The organism is Paraburkholderia sp. BL10I2N1 (genome assembly GCF_004361815.1).
In the GTDB taxonomy this organism is placed as follows: domain Bacteria; phylum Pseudomonadota; class Gammaproteobacteria; order Burkholderiales; family Burkholderiaceae; genus Paraburkholderia.
In genome coordinates this window covers 2,607,000-2,622,822 of the sequence record NZ_SNWA01000002.1, presented here as the reverse complement: position 1 = coordinate 2,622,822, position 15,823 = coordinate 2,607,000, and the positions used below count along the sequence as shown (strand labels likewise).

Here is a 15,823-nt window from a genome sequence, read left to right as displayed (position 1 = left end):
CACCGCTGAAACGCCTGCTTCAGCGGTGCGCTCTCCCTACGCGTACAGGTTCACCTGAGGATATTTCAATCCGTGGTCTTCGGCGTGGCGGAATCTGCCGGCACGGCGCCCTCCGCGGTCAACTGTGCATAGACATCGTGTGCGAGTTCGAGCAGCACCTTGCGGTCGATACCGCCCGACACCGCATACCCGAAATCGCCGTCGATCCAGTAGAACACGTTCACGGGACCGTCCTCATACAACTTGAACGCGGTCGTATCCGAACTCACCTTGCGGTGGGAGATGCACAGCGTGATGCGTTCGCCCTTCTCGTTGTGATACATGAACTGGGCGACCGGACCGTCGTCGCCCGGCAGCAGCCGACCGCCCATCAGTTCGAAGCCTGTGCGCGTGAGGATGGGCGGCCGGACGTTGGTGCCAAGACGGTTCGATACCCACTTCACGAGTTCCTGTTCCCTGTCCGCGCCCACTTCGACAGGCCGTGTCACTTCCGGCGCGTACATCACATGCGCGATCGCCGACTGTCGGGCGAACACCTCGGCGGCGTCCGCACTCACCCGACGGGCAGATACATCGCCGCCCGTGCCCGCGAACGTCGCATGGCGGCCCATGCCCATGTTGGTGCCGAAACCGATGCCGATGCCGAGTATCAGCGCCGCCGCCATTCCGGCGAACTGCGGCCAGTTCGCCGCGTCGAGCCAGCGCCTGCGCGCCGGCGGACGCAGACGGGGTGGCACCGGTTCGCTGAGGATCCGGTCGTAGCGTTCATGAAACATATTGTTCAGCGAGAAATAGTCGCTGACGCGCGCCGCCAGTTCGGGGTTGCTTTCCAGCAGCCGGTCGATTTCGTCGCGACGGTGCGCAGCCAGCGAACCGTCAACGTAGGCGTGCAGTTCTTCCTCGCTAACCGGCGTGCCCGGGGTTCCTTGTTCGTTCATCGCACCACCTTTAATTTCGCGCCCGGCTGCGTGCCCGCCATCAATGCGCGCAGCCGCTCGCGGCCACGCGAAAGACGCGACATCACGGTGCCGATCGGCACACCCAGGGCAAGCGCCACATCGGCATAGCTCATTTCTTCGAGGCCGACGAGCAGCACCACTTCACGCTGGTCATCAGGCAAACGCTGCAACGCGTAGTCGAGATCGCGCACTTCCAGCGATTGCGACTGGTTACCCGCCACGGCCCACTCGCCTTCCGGCAGGCCTTCGTCGTCGACTGACACGTGGACCGCGCGCGAACCGGCCTTGCGAACCTGATTGACGAACACGTTGTGCATGAGGGTGAACAGCCAGGCGCGAAGATCCGTCTCCGGCCTGAACTGTCCGGCATTGCGAAGCGCGCGCTCAAGGGTGTCCTGAACCAGGTCGTCTGCCAGGTCGCGGTTGTTGATCAGCGCGCGTGCGTAGCGCCGCAGCCGCGGCACGTGATCCATTAATCCGTCACGGACGTTCATCGTCCTTCCTTTCTCTGTCAGCCCCGGCGCCGCCTCACGCAGACGCATCATGAATAGATAGCGGGCAAACACCGTTTATGGCCGTTTATTCCCGCGTTCCGGATTTTTTGTTTCGCTTGGGTGCCGTGCTCAGTGCTGCGCCATCAGATCGGCACCGCGCATCAGCCCCCGCGTATCGGCACGGCCGGCGAGCACGAATCTGGTACGCACGGTGGTCCAGTTCAGCACCCGGGTTGCGCCGACCCGGCGCGCCTGCCAATGCGGTTGCACCGTCGCAGTCAGGTCCGGCACCGATAACAGGACCGCCAGCTCGCCGGCCGGATTGCGGTAGACGAATCCGCTGGCAAGCGCAAATGGACCGACCCTCTGCGAAATCGCGCCCATGGCGCGCAGACCGACACTGGAGAGATCCGGCGCGGCGGCAAGGGTGCGGCCATCTACACCGGGATCCGGCGGCGCTTTCATCGCCGTGGCGCGTTCGAGCGCCATGATCGCAGCCGCATCCAGTGCGTCGTCCGGGACGTGCGCCGCCCATACGAAGGCACCCGCCGCCAATAGCATCACCAGCAAGACCGCCGCGATGACCCGCGCACGGCGCCGCAGGCTGCCGGCCAACGACGCGCCATAGAGCCGGAGAGACGAGAACGGCGTACGCTCCTCATCGTCGGTATTTTGAAAGCTGGATTGCATCTGCCGGTTCAGCTTGCCATAGAAAGCGACGCGCCGTGCTTCGTCGGGCCGGTCGTGCAGATAGCGCCGCATCTGCGCGGCGCGCTCGGGCGCAAGCAGTCCGTCGACGAAAGCCTGAATGTCGGTTTCTGACAAGACGGATTCGGCGGTGGAGCGGGAAGGTCGCATGTCTGCTTTGCTGAAAAAATTGCTGTCACCCTGTGAACACGACGCGGGTCGATTTATTCCATTCCGCCGACATATTCTCGCGTTGATTTCCGTGCACGCGCAGTGCTTTACGACGCTCGCCCATCGTGGATGGTTGACTCAGGATCGCAGAGCTTTATTCCCGCTTATTCAAACTTACTTCGATATCCTCTTTAAATCAAATGCGCAATCGATCCCGTTTAATTCTTCATCCTTGAAACGGGAATTTATGGCGCTGAAGTCGTGTTCTACGGGTTGCATACCGCACAACACGCTCAGGAGCTGGAAATGAAGACTCTCGCCATGCTTACCCTTTCGCTCGCCGTTCTCGCCTCGTCAAGTGCATTTGCCCAGGGCAAGACGCGCGCACAGGTCTATCAGGAATTGATCGAAGCGCAACAGAACGGCCTCAACTACGTGACCGATACCTCCTATCCCGACGTGAACCCGATCTATGCACCGCTGGTTGCGCGGATGAAAGCGGAGCGCCTCGCCCAGCAGAACGCGGCCGCGCCCGCGAAAAGCGGTGCGGCGTCCGCGGGAAGCCACTGAGCTTGCGTGTCGGACTGGCCTGCGCCGCGGGCAGGCCAGTTCTTCCTTCGGTTGATTGTGCCGCTTGCGAGGGCAAGCAATCCGGATCGTATTATGGTCTGAAAGAAGCCCGACTATTACACCGTGGAAAGCGCGGCGTATTGAGGTGAGATGTCGAAGTTCCTTCTACAGCCGGCGGGCGTCAGTGTTTTCCGCCGGAGCCGTTGCGGAGATTTTCGCGTACGCGTTTAGCGACGAGCACATGGAGATAGTCACGTATCACAGCGCCCTCGTTGTACTGCGCCCATGTGTCGGCATACATTCTGGACACGGTTTCCTGAGGGGTATGGGTCTGTCGGGCAATTTCCTCTACGACTTCCTCAACGTTCGGCTTTGCCATGGGGCGCTCTCCGGGGGTTGGACAATCCAGGGAAACGACTGCGGATATTCATTAGAGGATGCGACACATCGGGATGCAAATTGAATCAAGCTATCAAGGGGCCGGTTGGAATATTCCTCAGGTTCTGAACGATTCGCGGCTGGAATTCGCAAGCTTCCCGCAAGCTTCCAGATTCCTCACATCTTTGCGGATTTCCAGACGCTAGTGGCTAGCGTGCTCGCGATCGTTCAGCACGTCTTTTGCCGCGAGGGCGGCGTTGATCGCACGAGGAAATCCGGCGTACGCAGCGATCTGCGTGACGATCTCGACCAGTTGTGCACGCGTGCCGCCGACGTTGAGGAAACCATGCATATGAACCTTGAGTTGCGGCGTAGCGCTACCCATAGCCGCCAGCGCGGCGACCGTTACCCGTTCGCGCGATACGAGGTCCAGAGCGGGACGCCGGTAAACTTCGCCGAAGCTGAATTCGATGATGAAACGTCCGAGGTCGGGCGCAATGTCCTTGAGCGACTCGATCACACGCTCGCCCACCGCGCCATCGATCGCACGCAGGCACGCAAGGCCGTCTGCGTACCGCGTTTGCCCCGAGGCGAACGGTTCTGCGCTTACCGTAACGCCCCGTTCGCCGAACACGGCCTTCGCGGCATACACGCCGTTCAGTGCTGCCGGAAAGCCCGCATACACGACAAGATGCGTCATCAGTTCGACGATTTCCTCAGGCGTACAGCCGACGTTCAACGCCCCGGCGATATGGAATTTCAGTTGCGGCTCAGCGCCGCCCATCGATGCGAGCGCGGCCACGGTTACCTGCTGACGTTCACGCAGATCGAGCCCCGGACGCGCATAGATCTCGCCATACGCGAAGCTGATGGCCATGCCGGCGAGATCCGGCGCAACGTCTTTCAGCGCGTCGACGATCGAAGGTTGATGGGTCTTTTCAATCGCAGCGAGATATTCGCGGCCGAGCGTCATGGTTGATTGAGCGTCGTTCATCGTGTCCTCTGGAAAGTCGTGCCGTGCGTCACTGCCGGCCCGTCGACAAGGAAGATAGCGATCCCGCCCAGGATGCGCCAATGCCTTCGGCGTGATACCTTTCGGGTATCAGATACTCCGCGGACACGTTCATGCAGGCTCGAGTCGAACTCTGGCAACTCAGGTATTTCGTCGCCGTCGCGGAGGAACTGAGTTTTCGCCGCGCCGCGGAGCGTCTTTCGATCACGCAGCCGCCTTTGACGCGACAGATCCAGGTCCTCGAAGAGATCGTCGGCGCACGGCTCTTCGATCGTGACCGGGCTCGCGTGTTGCTGACGTCGACGGGAACGCATCTTCTGAAGGAAGCCCGCCAGCTGCTCGGGGATGCCGACACGATGCTGGCGCGCGTGAGGCAGCGGGCGGAGCAGCGACTCGAACTCCGGCTCGGCATCACAACGGTTCTGGATCCGGCGTTGTTCACCTCGCTACAGCCCGCGCTGAAGGCGCGCGAGCCGTCGCTGCGACTGGTGCAGAAGCGTCAGTACTCGCAGGAGTCGGTCGCGGACATTCGCCGCGGCGCGCTCGACGCTGCGTTGATCGGCCTCCCAACCGAGACCGACGGCCTCATCGTCGAGCGTCTGCTCGTCGACCCGCTGGTCGTCGCACTCCCCGCGGATCATGCGTTGAGCAAACGCCGGCGCATCTCGCTCATGGAACTCGCCGGCGACACGCTATTCTGGCCGCAGCGACGCATCAATCCTGCTTACTTCGATCACTTCGAGAAGCTGTTTCAGGCGCGCGGCTTCAATCCGTCCCGCGTGGCCGAGCCCGCCGATCATCACGTGCTGCTCAGCCTGATCGCAGCCGGCGAAGGCGTTGCACTGATCCCTTCATCGCTGAAATCGATTGCGCGGGCGGGCGTCGTGTATTGCGAATTGAAGGAGCAGGCCGAACTGCGTATCGAGGTGGCGCTGGCGTGGCTGCCGGACACGACGAATCCCGCGCTTACTGTATTGCTTGATGTGCTGCGCACACAGCGCGGCATCGCAGAGACGCAGCGGCCACGCAGCAGGCGGGTCGGGTCGAAGGGATAAGCCGTTCAGGAACGCGGCGGCGGCCGTTGCGCAGCCGCCGCGCTCACTACCTAGCTCCCCTCCTTGCGTGACGCCTGATCCTGCGCAGCAGTCCCGCAATCGCCGGCAAGATCGATCGCGCTGCCGGAGCGCACCCGCGCACGCAACTCGAACTTCTGGATCTTCCCGGTCGATGTCTTCGGCAGCTCGCCGAAACACACCATCTTGGGCAGCTTGAAACCGGCCAGAAACAACCGGCAATGGGCAATGATTTCTTCGGCGGTCACCTGCGCACCGTCCCTCAGTTCGACGAAGGCGCACGGCACTTCGCCCCACTTCGGATCCGGCATCGCCACGACTGCCGCGACGGATACTGCCGGATGCCGGTACAGCGTGTCCTCCACTTCGATGCTGGAGATATTCTCGCCACCCGAAATAATGATGTCCTTGCTTCGATCCTTGATGCGGACGTAGTTATCCGGCATCAGCACACCGAGATCGCCCGTATGGAACCAGCCGCCGCGAAACGCTTCGCTGGTTGCCCGTTCATTCTTCAGGTAACCCTTCATACAGATGTTGCCGCGGAACATGATCTCGCCAAGCGTTTCGCCGTCGTTCGGCACCGGCTCGAGCGTATCGGGATCGAGCACCGCGACACCCGACTGCAGGTGATAGCGGACACCCTGACGGGCATTCAGCCGGGCGCGCTCGTCGTCGCCCAGTTCGTCCCAGCAGGCCTGTTTCGCGCATACGGCTGCGGGGCCGTAGACCTCGGTGAGCCCGTACACGTGCGTCAGGTCGAAGCCGATCTCCTTCATCTTGCCGATCACCGCAGGGGAAGGCGCGGCGCCCGCGACCATCGTGCGCACGACGTGGTCAATTCCTTCACGCCACTCGGCGGGCGCATTGGCAAGCGCGCTCTGCACGATCGGCGCACCGCAATAGTGGGTGACGCCTTCGCGGCGAATCAGCTCGAACACGTGCTTCGCATCGAACTTTCGCAGGCATACGTTGACGCCCGCACGGGCCGCGACGGTCCATGCAAAGCACCAGCCGTTGCAGTGAAAGAGCGGCAACGTCCAGAGGTACACGGCGTGCTTCGGCATGTCCCATTCGAGAATATTGCTAAGCGCATTCAGATACGCGCCTCGATGGTGATACACGACGCCCTTCGGGTCGCCCGTGGTGCCGGACGTGTAGTTGAGCGCGATCGCCTCCCATTCGTCCGCCGGCGGCGTCCAGCGAAAGGCCGCGTCACCCTTTGCGAGGAAGGCTTCGTAATCGGTTGCGCGAGCAAAGCGCTCGGGGTCGGCAGGCATCACGTCGCTCACGCTGATGATCGTGAGATCCGGAAAATCAAGCGATGCCCGATGCGCGAGTTCAGCGTACTCGGTGTCGACGATCAGCACCTTCGCCTCGCCGTGCCGCAACATGAACAACATCGACGAGACGTCGAGCCGCGTATTCAGCGCGTTCAGCACCGCGCCGAGCATGGGCACGCCGAAGTGCGCCTCGATCATCTGCGGGATGTTCGGCAGCAGGACGGCGACGGTGTCGCCACGCTGCACGCCCGCCTGACGCAACGCGTCGGCCAGCTGCCGCACGCGGTCGTACGTTTCGCCCCAGGTTCGGCGTACGTCCCCATGGACGACCGCGAGACGCTCACCATAAACTTCTGCGGCACGGGCGATGAAATCGACCGGCGTCAATGACACGTGGTTCGCCTCGCACTGCCCCAGTCCGTCCTCGAAAATATTCGGCATGACCTTGTCTCCGTTGATTTTGCGTACGCTCGTGTTTTTCGGGTATTTTATCTAGCGTAGCGACATCGCCGACGGCTGTCTGTCACCGCGATGACAGAGTCCCGTTGCTCCGCAGCATGCGGGCCTGTCCCGCGCCCACGTTGCTGCTACCCCCGGCACTGCTCCTGCGTTACCCTCGCAGTGCCGCAGCATTGCTGCCTGCAGTTTGCACCGGTCCGATAACCATGAACGATACAGACAACCCGCCCGTCTCAACCCGCGACGAGCCGGATGTGCCCGAGGAAACCGGACGGTTCAGCGTGGCCGCGCTGTTTGCTTCGTGCGCCTGGTTCCGCGCACTGGCTGCCGGGCATCAGGAACGGGTGCTTGCGACTTCGCATGCGGAGTATCGCGAAAGCGGCGCGTGGGTGGCACATCGCGGCGCGCCTTCCGACTACTGGATTGGGGTCCACTCCGGGCTTCTCAAACTGGCCATCTACAATACGTCGGGACGCAGCTGCACACTGTCCGGCGTGCCTCCGGGCGGCTGGTTCGGGGAAGGCAGCGTGATCAAGCGCGAACTCCGGAAATACGACGTCGTGGCCATCCAGCGCTCGCTTGTGATGTTCGTGCCGCTCGCGACATTCCATGAACTGCTTTCTACCAGTCTGCCCTTCACCGGCTTTGTCATTCATCAGCTCAACAACCGGATGGGCGAATTCATCGCGTCGATCCAGAACAGCCGCCTGCTCGATGTCGACGCGAGAGTGGCGCAGGCGCTCGCGCAACTCTTCAACCCGGATCTGTATCCCGAGACCGGCCGCGTCCTCGCGATCTCGCAGGAAGAAGTCGGACTGTTGGCCGGCGTATCGCGGCAACGGATCAATCAGGCGTTGCAGGGCCTCGAGAAAGCCGGTCTGGTCCGGCTTTCGTACAACCAGATTGAGGTGCTCGATCTAGCCGGACTGTCTGCGTATGGACGGGAGCAAATGTGACACGCGGCCGGATCCCTGACAGGAGCATGGCTGGCACAGCGCTGCTGCGGAGGCGCTGATGGAGCATGCCTATTTCAAACTGCTGCATCTTCTGGCCGCCAATCCGGGCTGGGCGTTCGTGGTCGTGTTTCTGGCGGCCTCCTTCGAATCCATCGCGTTCATCGGCACGTTCGTTCCCGGCAGCACCGCGATGTTCCTGGCGGGCGCGTTGGTCGGCGCGGGCGCACTGAATCTGGGATGGGTCATGGTCTGCGCCATCGTCGGCGCGGTGGCGGGCGATGCAGCCAGCTACTGGTTCGGCGCCCGTCACAGGGCAACCATCACGCAGTTGTGGCCATTTCGCACCCACCCGGGCCTGCTTTTCGCTGGGCAAAAGTACTTCGAAATGCATGGCGCCAAAAGCGTGGTGTTCGCGAGGTTTATAGCGCCTCTGCGAGCGATTATTCCTGTCGTGGCGGGGATGCTGGGCATGCGGCCGGCGCGCTTCCTTGCAGTCAATATCGCCTCGGCCCTGCTCTGGGCGCCGGTGCATATTCTTCCAGGCGTTGTGTTCGGCGCATCGATCGAACTGGCAGGCGCGGTGTCCTTCCGACTTGCGGTCGTAGTCGCGGTTGTCGTTGCAGCGGGATGGATAACGTTCAAGCTGGCCCGCCTTGGCCTGTCCCATGCGAAAGCCTGGACCTACTCTTCAAGGCAGCGCGTGCTCAACTGGGCACGCCGTAAGCCGGACTCACGGGCCCACCGGCTCGTGCTGCGCTTTCTCAACCCAGCCAATCCCGCCACCGGACTCATCGCAACGATTTCCGTGCTGCTACTCGTGTCTGGCGCCGTGTTCTTTGCGACGCTGCGGGACGTGACGCAGGGCAATCCGGTCGTCCAGATGGACATGTCGGTTTACCGGTTCCTGCAGTCGTTTCATTCGTCGTGGGGCGACGCGCTTTTGTCGGTAGTCTCAATGCTCGGCAGCGTACCCACGCTGGCGTCGCTGGTCGTTCTGGTCGTCGTCTGGATGGTGGTCGAGCGCCGCTGGCACACGGTTGCTTACTGGCTCATCGCCGTCGTGTTTTCCCAGTTGCTGGTTTTCTCGATCCAGGTTGCGCGCGAAGGCCCGCATCTGACAGCGTTCGGACCCGGCTTTCATACGTTTCCCAGCGACCATGTGGCCGCGACCGTGGTCATTTACGGCTTTCTCGCCTTTTTGCTTGTGCGGCGGGTAGGCCTCCTGACGGGCGTGCTGGTTGCAACCTCCACCGTCGCCATCGTGACCGGGGTGGCACTTGCCGGACTCTATAACGGGCGGTTTATGTTTACCGACGCGGTGGGCGGCGCGGCCCTCGCGGCTGTCTGGGTCTTCGCCGTCGCGCTGACCGCGGTCTGGCGCTTTCCGTCGAAACCCGTCGGGCGGCCGCTCATGCCGATGGCGGTTCTGGTCGTGATTTGCGCGAGCGTTGCAGCGCAGCCGGGAACGGGGCGACGCGAACAATCTGCCTCCGCGGAGACGCCGTCAGCCATTGTCGTGACGACCGCTCAATGGACCGATACGGTCTGGAAATTGTTCTCGTGCTATCGATCCAACATGGAGGGCGACCCGCGCGAACCTATCACCATCCAGTGGGCCGCGACTTCGACCCAGATAACGGCCAAACTGCTCGAGCGCGGCTGGACGCGAGGCGCGCCACTTTCCACGCGCAGCGTGCTGTCGCTCGTGTCGCCGAACGTCGCGGCCATCGACCTTCCCGCGCTGCCGAGGCTGAACAACGGCGAACCTTCCACGCTCGTGTTTGCGCGCGCGTACGCTACCGCCGACCAGCGCGATGTGCTACGGCTCTGGCCCACGGTGTACGCAGTCGAACAACCTGGCGGCCTGCCTCCGACACCCATCTGGCTCGGCTCGGTCGTGCATGAACGGCTACGGCGTCCATCGTGGCCGTTCAACGTGCTACGCCCGGATGAACGGGACAATCCGATGATGCTCGGGGACGGTAATACCATGCATTGGCGCGACCTGCAGGTTGCACGCAACGAGAGCTGCCAGGGCGTGACGGTGACGCTCATCGCGTCGAAGGGGGAATGATGCGCGGGTATGACTGCGGGGTAAACCGTGTCGCGATGCGTCAGTCGCGAGCGTACTGACACACCAGTTCCGGCGACTCGCCTGCGCTCAGTGCCTCTCGATGCGCCAGAGCAACGAGAACGTTATGGCATCCTCCGTTACGAAATCGGTGGATCGGCAGTTATCCGAAAGCGGATCGCAAAAGATGGTCAGAGACTGCTTGTCTGCGAACCTCATTTCCAACGTGGGGTTGCCGGGTGCGTGAGGCGTAACCGGGAGTACCCGGTAGGAAAACGCCACCGTCCTGGCTTCGGAATGCGTGCGGTCGCCGAGAATCACGAGCTTGCCCGTTGCAGACGGAGCAGGGTCGAAGCGCAACACGGCCGTGTCTCCCTCATGCGTGAGACCCGTCATGGAAAATGCCTGGTCGACGTGGGCAGCGAACGCAGGCCAGCACGTCAGAAGTGCAAACAGGGCGCAAAAACATCTGCGGAACATGTCGTTTGCCTCGAAAAAACGGAGGCGATCGTAGCATGAAAGCGCGCCCCGCACCTTTCAGTAGCCTGATGACCTGCGCGTTATTCATGGCCTGACCCGGCACGCCGAAGCGCGCGGTAACGCAACGGTCGAGCCGGGTTCAGATCGATTCGCAGCCGGGCATCTTTGGCACGGGCGAATGCTCAAAGCGAAGTGAGGACCCAGCCTTTATTCCGGTGTCCGTCGACGGAATGCTCGAACCCTGAATCGAATTTCCATTCCCACGCAGGAGACGGCATCTGCTCGCCGCCACTCGCCTTGCACGCCTCGATCTGCTTCAGCGTTTGCTCCTTGTCTGCCAGAAAGCGCATGCCTCCGAACACGACATTGAACAACGGCACGGCGCTGTCCAGCATGAAGATCTTTACCACGCGTCCCTTCGCGACCTCGTGAGCAGTTGATCCTCCAACGGAGGTCGGGAACGTGACTTCAGCTACTTTCATCATTAACGGCTTCCTGAGACGCGCCCGGATTGTGGGCATAGGTGCAATCGATGAAGCCGGGTATCGCAGGGAAAGGCAGTCGTCATCCGTGCAGATGCGAAGGTGGCAATCAACCTGCGCGCCTTCGATGATCGAAGCTTTGTTTCCCCACGCTATCTGGCCCAGTGCCGAACCGTCGGCGCTGTATCTCACGACACCTGCATTTACGGCCTGCGCGCACATTACTGAAGGTGTGCGAGCCGGTGATCGAGTATGGATGGCTGCACGATGCGTTTCGAGAGATTGTTCTGACGAAACGCTCCCGGCTACCTGCTATGCCGAATCGTGCCTCGGGCAGCAAAGGTCGATTCCGTCGATCGGGTCGAGTTCGCCCCTCTCGACCATGCGCGCGATGAAGACGAGCGCCTCTGCCTCTTCCTCGTTCAGGGAGGGCAGCCCGTGTATCTGCCTCGCCGCATCGGACAATGCGCCTGCCAACCCAGACCGGGCCGAGCTTGCGGCCATTTCACCCGCAACAGGATTGCCGGCAGATTCCATTAGTCTTCGCTCGAGATGCTTTTCCATGAAAGGATTATCGACAGGCGGCCGGAATTCTTTAGAACAGCGGCGGCCAGCCTGCCGGGGAAAAGTCGGTCGAACAACGTCAGCCCGTTGGGCTACTCATCCGGTAGATCGAGATGCCTTCCATCGGGTCGGGCGCGTCGCGCCACGGTGACTGCTGCAGAACGCGGGCCGTGTCTTCATAACCCGTGGCCCAGCGGCGCCTGATCCCACTCGACGTAAAATCGATGTCCTTGTTGAGGTCGTCGCCCTCGAATCTCGGCGCGTCGAGTTCCACCACCTGCATCGTCGTGCCGCAACCCCAACCCAGCAGTTCCTTAACCTCGGCGGATTCGCGCAGTGCTTCCGGCATGTGCCGGCCGAGTTCCCGAATCACATGGCGCAGCCGATGAATCTGCCTCTGCCGTTCGAGATGGCTTTCCGCGCGGCTCGAATACTGGATGTCACGCTGCCGGCTCATCACCTGCCAGATCGACGCGGGTTCCGGCCCGCTTGCCGGCCACAATTGCACCGCGAAAATCACCGAGCTGCGGCGAGGATGGTCATCGAGAACCGCTTCGAGCGGCGTATTGGAATAGATCCCGCCATCCCAGTACGGCTCATCTTCCAGTCGCACCGACGGAAAGCCGGGCGGAAACGCCGCGGATGCCATGACGTGATCGACATCCATGGGGTTGTCCCGATTCGTGAAATAGCGCATACGTCCGCTGCAGACATTGACGGCGCCCACTGTCAGCCGCGTATTTTTCTGATTCAGATAATCGAAATCGACAAGCGACGCCAACGTTTCGCGTAGCGGGTGGGTCGAATAGAACGCCGCCTGGTCTGCTCCGACAGGTGCGTGAAGGCCTGTCCACGACGCTGGCCTTGGCGCAAAAAATGACGGTATGCCTTGCGTCACGATTGCCAGATCGCGCATCCAGTTGTCGAAGCCCGGCAGCCAGCCCGCCGTCCCGCAATCGTGACGGGCGACGCCGTCCCAGAACTGGGACAGCCGCGCCAGCCGGTCCTGCGGCCGGTTGCCCGTAATGATCGCGCCGTTTATCGCGCCGATCGATGTGCCTATGACCCAGTCGGGCTCGACCTTCGCGTCGTGAAGCGCCTGGTAGACACCAGCCTGGTATGCACCCAGCGCTCCGCCTCCCTGAAAGACAAGTACGACCTGTCCGGGAATGTCAGGGCAGCCGGTTCGCTGATCAGGTGGCGGATCGTCACGCTCACTACGCGTCTTCTTGCCCATTGCTCGACTCCCTTGTGGACACTTCACTTCCCGTGATTCTGCCACTGGCACGGGTCGATATGACGTGATGCCGGTCGGGCTGTCGCCGACTGCTCGCAGCGGTTTTGTATGCGTATTTCCGGCCGGTTACGGTCGCTTGCCAGCGCCTGCAGCGCGTCGGCCGTCGCTTCATACTGCCCTATCTGATGTCCATGCGCAAAAAAGCGCGCCGAACGGGCGGCGTGGGATGGTGCATCACCGGCGTGGAGATCTCCGGGCTCACAACCCTGGCTGTTTCATATGACGTGAACCCGGTCATCATATAATCAGGATGACTGATTCTTTGGGCCGCGTAATCAACTTACACTGCCCCATCATTCATGCATCGGGCGATCGCCCCGTCAGAATCGACCACATGCATCCGCGCGATGATCTGTCGGCAATCAGACATCTCGCGCCTTCTGTACAAACCACCCTTCCGGCTTTCAACCGGAAGGGTGGCGTTCAGCGGATCAAGTACAACACGCTACGTCGACTGACCGTGCTGCCAGCTTTTCTTAACCGTGAACAACGGCCAGCGCCGCGTTCAGCGTCTTGCTCGGGCGCATCACAGCGTCGAGCTTCGCGAAGTCAGGCTTGTAGTAGCCGCCGATGTCTGCCGGGTTGCCCTGGACAGCCGACAGTTCCGCAACGATCGTCTGCTCATTTTCGGTCAGTTGCCTGGCGAGCGGTGCGAACTGTGCGGCAAGCGCTGCATCGTCGGTCTGCGCCGCCAGTTCCTGGGCCCAGTACATCGCCAGATAGAACTGGCTGCCACGGTTGTCCAGCTGACCGGTCTTCGGCGACGGGCTCTTGTTGTTGTCCAGCAGCTTGCCCGTGGCCGCATCCAGCGTTTTGGCGAGAATCTTGGCCTTCGCGTTTTCAGTCTTGAGACCCAGTTCTTCCAGCGACACGGCGAGCGCCAGGAACTCACCCAGCGAATCCCAGCGCAGGTGGTTTTCTTCCACCAGTTGCTTGACGTGCTTCGGAGCCGAGCCGCCCGCGCCCGTTTCGTACATGCCGCCGCCGGCCATCAACGGAACGATCGAGAGCATCTTCGCGCTGGTGCCTAGTTCCATGATCGGGAACAGGTCGGTCAGGTAGTCGCGCAGGATGTTGCCGGTAACCGAGATCGTATCCAGGCCGCGGATGACACGCTCCAGCGTGTAACGCATGGCACGCACCTGCGACATGATCTGGATGTCGAGGCCCGTGGTGTCGTAATCCTTCAGGTAGGTCTCGACCTTCCTGATCAGCTCGGCTTCGTGCGGACGGTACGGGTCCAGCCAGAAGACGGCCGGCATGCCCGAGTTGCGGGCACGCGCGACGGCCAGCTTGACCCAGTCGCGAATCGGCGCGTCCTTGACCTGGCACATGCGCCAGATGTCGCCTTCTTCCACGTTCTGCACCAGCAGCACTTCGCCCGTGGCGAGGTCGACGATACGGGCTTCGCCCGCTTCCGGCACTTCGAAGGTCTTGTCGTGCGAGCCGTATTCCTCAGCCTTCTGCGCCATCAGGCCGACGTTCGGCACGGTGCCCATCGTGACGGGATCGAAGTTGCCGTTGGTCTTGCAGAAGTTGATGATTTCCTGATAGATACGGGCGAACGTGCTCTCCGGGATCACGGCCTTGGTGTCCTTCGGACGGCCGTCCGCGCCCCACATCTTGCCGCCGATGCGGATCATTGCCGGCATCGACGCGTCCACGATCACGTCGTTCGGGGCGTGCAGGTTGGAGATGCCCTTGGCCGAGTCCACCATCGCCAGTTCGGGGCGATGTTCGTGACAGGCGTGCAGATCGCGGATGATTTCTTCACGCTTCGAGCTTGGCAGCGTTTCGAGCTTTTCATACAGGTTGACGAGACCGTTGTTGACGTTCACGCCGAGTTCATCGAACAGCTTGCCATGCTTCGCGAAGGCTTCCTTGTAGAAGATCTTGACCGCGTGGCCGAACACGATGGGGTGCGAGACCTTCATCATCGTGGCCTTCACGTGCAGCGACAGCATCACGCCGGTCTTGCGGGCGTCTTCCATCTGTTCTTCGTAGAAGTCGCACAGCGCCTTCTTGCTCATGAACATGCTGTCAATGATTTCGCCGTCCAGCAGCGCAACCTTCGGCTTAAGCACGATGGTCTTGCCGCTTTTCGTGACCAGTTCCATCTTTACGTCACGGGCGCGGTCCAGCGTCATGGACTTTTCGCCGTGATAGAAATCGCCGTGCTTCATGTGAGCGACGTGCGTGCGCGAAGCCATGCTCCACTCGCCCATGCTGTGCGGGTTCTTGCGGGCGTAGTTCTTGACTGCCGCCGGTGCGCGGCGGTCCGAGTTGCCTTCGCGCAGCACCGGGTTCACGGCGCTGCCGAGGCACTTCGAATAGCGCAGGCGGATGGCCTGCTCGGCGTCGGTCTTCGGGTCTTCCGGGAAATCCGGCACCTTGTAGCCCTTGGCCTGGAGTTCCTTGATCGCGCTCACCAGTTGGTGCACGGACGCACTGATATTGGGCAGCTTGATGATGTTGCTGTCGGGCAGAAGGGTCAAACGGCCGAGTTCGGCCAGGTTGTCCGGCACCCGTTGTTCTTCGGTCAGGAATTCGGGGAACTCGCCCAGGATACGGCCCGCCACCGAAATGTCGCTGGTGGTGACGTCGATGCCGGCCGGCGCGGTGAATGTGCGGATGATGGGCAGGAAGGCACTCGTGGCCAGCAGCGGGGCTTCGTCGGTCAGCGTGTAGATGATGGTAGGTTTCTGGCTGCTCATTGCTCGTCTCAAGATCAGAAAACAGGGTGGTGAACGCCACCGGCTGCGTCACAGGCCGGCAGCAATAACCGAATTTTGCCTGATTTTGAGTTTTGGCGGGCCAAACCAGACCAGTTTGCCGTCGTGCAATCCAATCTTGAAACGCAAATTCCCGAATGACTGGATCCAGCATA

Annotated in this window: 16 protein-coding genes; 5 read left to right on the top strand and 11 right to left on the bottom strand. The window is 61.7% G+C overall.

What is annotated here, in order from left to right:
* Window positions 1–65 precede the first annotated feature (65 nt).
* From B0G77_RS34120 to B0G77_RS34110, 3 genes are all read right to left on the bottom strand, one after another.
* On the bottom strand, window positions 66–938 hold the full coding sequence (locus tag B0G77_RS34120; protein ID WP_133666209.1) for an anti-sigma factor: 873 nt from the start codon (window positions 936–938) through the stop codon (window positions 66–68).
* Window positions 935–1,453, bottom strand: coding sequence for an RNA polymerase sigma factor (locus tag B0G77_RS34115; protein ID WP_133666208.1), 519 nt, complete (start codon window positions 1,451–1,453; stop codon window positions 935–937). The genes B0G77_RS34120 and B0G77_RS34115 overlap by 4 nt, the downstream gene beginning before the upstream one ends.
* Before the next feature lie 129 nt (window positions 1,454–1,582).
* On the bottom strand, window positions 1,583–2,278 hold the full coding sequence (locus tag B0G77_RS34110) for a transcriptional regulator (RefSeq protein ID WP_133666207.1): 696 nt from the start codon (window positions 2,276–2,278) through the stop codon (window positions 1,583–1,585).
* On the opposite strand from B0G77_RS34110, the gene B0G77_RS34105 reads away from it, so the two are divergent.
* Both B0G77_RS34105 and B0G77_RS34100 read left to right on the top strand, forming a co-directional pair.
* Entirely contained in the window at window positions 2,262–2,621 is a 360-nt protein-coding gene (locus tag B0G77_RS34105; RefSeq protein ID WP_133666206.1) for a hypothetical protein, read from the top strand. The two genes, B0G77_RS34110 and B0G77_RS34105, sit on opposite strands and share 17 nt — an antisense overlap.
* Window positions 2,618–2,881 carry a DUF4148 domain-containing protein gene (locus B0G77_RS34100; protein WP_133666205.1) on the top strand — a complete coding sequence of 88 codons (264 nt, stop codon included), beginning with the start codon at window positions 2,618–2,620 and terminating at the stop codon, window positions 2,879–2,881. Before B0G77_RS34105 ends, B0G77_RS34100 begins: the two co-directional genes overlap by 4 nt.
* A gap of 181 nt (window positions 2,882–3,062) precedes the next feature.
* Here the strand turns inward: B0G77_RS34100 and B0G77_RS34095 are convergent, their stop codons facing one another.
* Window positions 3,063–3,260, bottom strand: coding sequence for a DUF3562 domain-containing protein (locus B0G77_RS34095; protein ID WP_133666204.1), 198 nt, complete (start codon window positions 3,258–3,260; stop codon window positions 3,063–3,065).
* Between the two features lie 201 nt (window positions 3,261–3,461).
* Window positions 3,462–4,253 (bottom strand): carboxymuconolactone decarboxylase family protein, encoded by a 792-nt coding sequence (locus tag B0G77_RS34090; protein WP_133666203.1) that lies wholly within the window; start codon window positions 4,251–4,253, stop codon window positions 3,462–3,464.
* 131 nt (window positions 4,254–4,384) lie between these two features.
* On the opposite strand from B0G77_RS34090, the gene B0G77_RS34085 reads away from it, so the two are divergent.
* A complete protein-coding gene (locus B0G77_RS34085) occupies window positions 4,385–5,326 on the top strand; it encodes a LysR family transcriptional regulator (protein WP_133666202.1) in 942 nt (313 codons plus the stop codon).
* A 50-nt stretch (window positions 5,327–5,376) separates the two neighbouring features.
* Here the strand turns inward: B0G77_RS34085 and B0G77_RS34080 are convergent, their stop codons facing one another.
* The gene (locus B0G77_RS34080; protein ID WP_133666201.1) at window positions 5,377–7,068 is read right to left on the bottom strand and encodes an acyl-CoA synthetase; all 1,692 of its coding nucleotides are present in this window, start codon (window positions 7,066–7,068) and stop codon (window positions 5,377–5,379) included.
* A 224-nt stretch (window positions 7,069–7,292) separates the two neighbouring features.
* Here B0G77_RS34080 and B0G77_RS34075 point away from each other — a divergent pair, with 224 nt between their 5' ends.
* Window positions 7,293–8,042, top strand: a complete 750-nt coding sequence (locus tag B0G77_RS34075) for a Crp/Fnr family transcriptional regulator (RefSeq protein WP_133666200.1) — start codon at window positions 7,293–7,295, stop codon at window positions 8,040–8,042.
* Between the two features lie 58 nt (window positions 8,043–8,100).
* Window positions 8,101–10,116: a VTT domain-containing protein gene (locus B0G77_RS34070; protein ID WP_133666199.1), complete on the top strand. Its 2,016-nt coding sequence runs from the start codon at window positions 8,101–8,103 to the stop codon at window positions 10,114–10,116.
* Between the two features lie 87 nt (window positions 10,117–10,203).
* On the opposite strand, the gene B0G77_RS34065 is transcribed toward B0G77_RS34070, so the two are convergent.
* The 5 genes from B0G77_RS34065 to B0G77_RS34045 all read right to left on the bottom strand — a co-directional run bounded on the left by B0G77_RS34065 (window position 10,204) and on the right by B0G77_RS34045 (window position 15,650).
* Window positions 10,204–10,509, bottom strand: a complete 306-nt coding sequence (locus tag B0G77_RS34065; protein ID WP_133666198.1) for a hypothetical protein — start codon at window positions 10,507–10,509, stop codon at window positions 10,204–10,206.
* A 266-nt stretch (window positions 10,510–10,775) separates the two neighbouring features.
* Entirely contained in the window at window positions 10,776–11,078 is a 303-nt protein-coding gene (locus B0G77_RS34060) for a hypothetical protein (protein ID WP_133666197.1), read from the bottom strand.
* Window positions 11,079–11,387: 309 nt separating this feature from the next.
* On the bottom strand, window positions 11,388–11,639 hold the full coding sequence (locus B0G77_RS34055; protein ID WP_133666196.1) for a hypothetical protein: 252 nt from the start codon (window positions 11,637–11,639) through the stop codon (window positions 11,388–11,390).
* Between the two features lie 79 nt (window positions 11,640–11,718).
* Window positions 11,719–12,876, bottom strand: a complete 1,158-nt coding sequence (locus B0G77_RS34050) for a patatin-like phospholipase family protein (protein WP_133666195.1) — start codon at window positions 12,874–12,876, stop codon at window positions 11,719–11,721.
* Window positions 12,877–13,412: 536 nt separating this feature from the next.
* The gene (locus B0G77_RS34045) at window positions 13,413–15,650 is read right to left on the bottom strand and encodes an NADP-dependent isocitrate dehydrogenase (RefSeq protein ID WP_133666194.1); all 2,238 of its coding nucleotides are present in this window, start codon (window positions 15,648–15,650) and stop codon (window positions 13,413–13,415) included.
* Window positions 15,651–15,823: the final 173 nt, after the last annotated feature.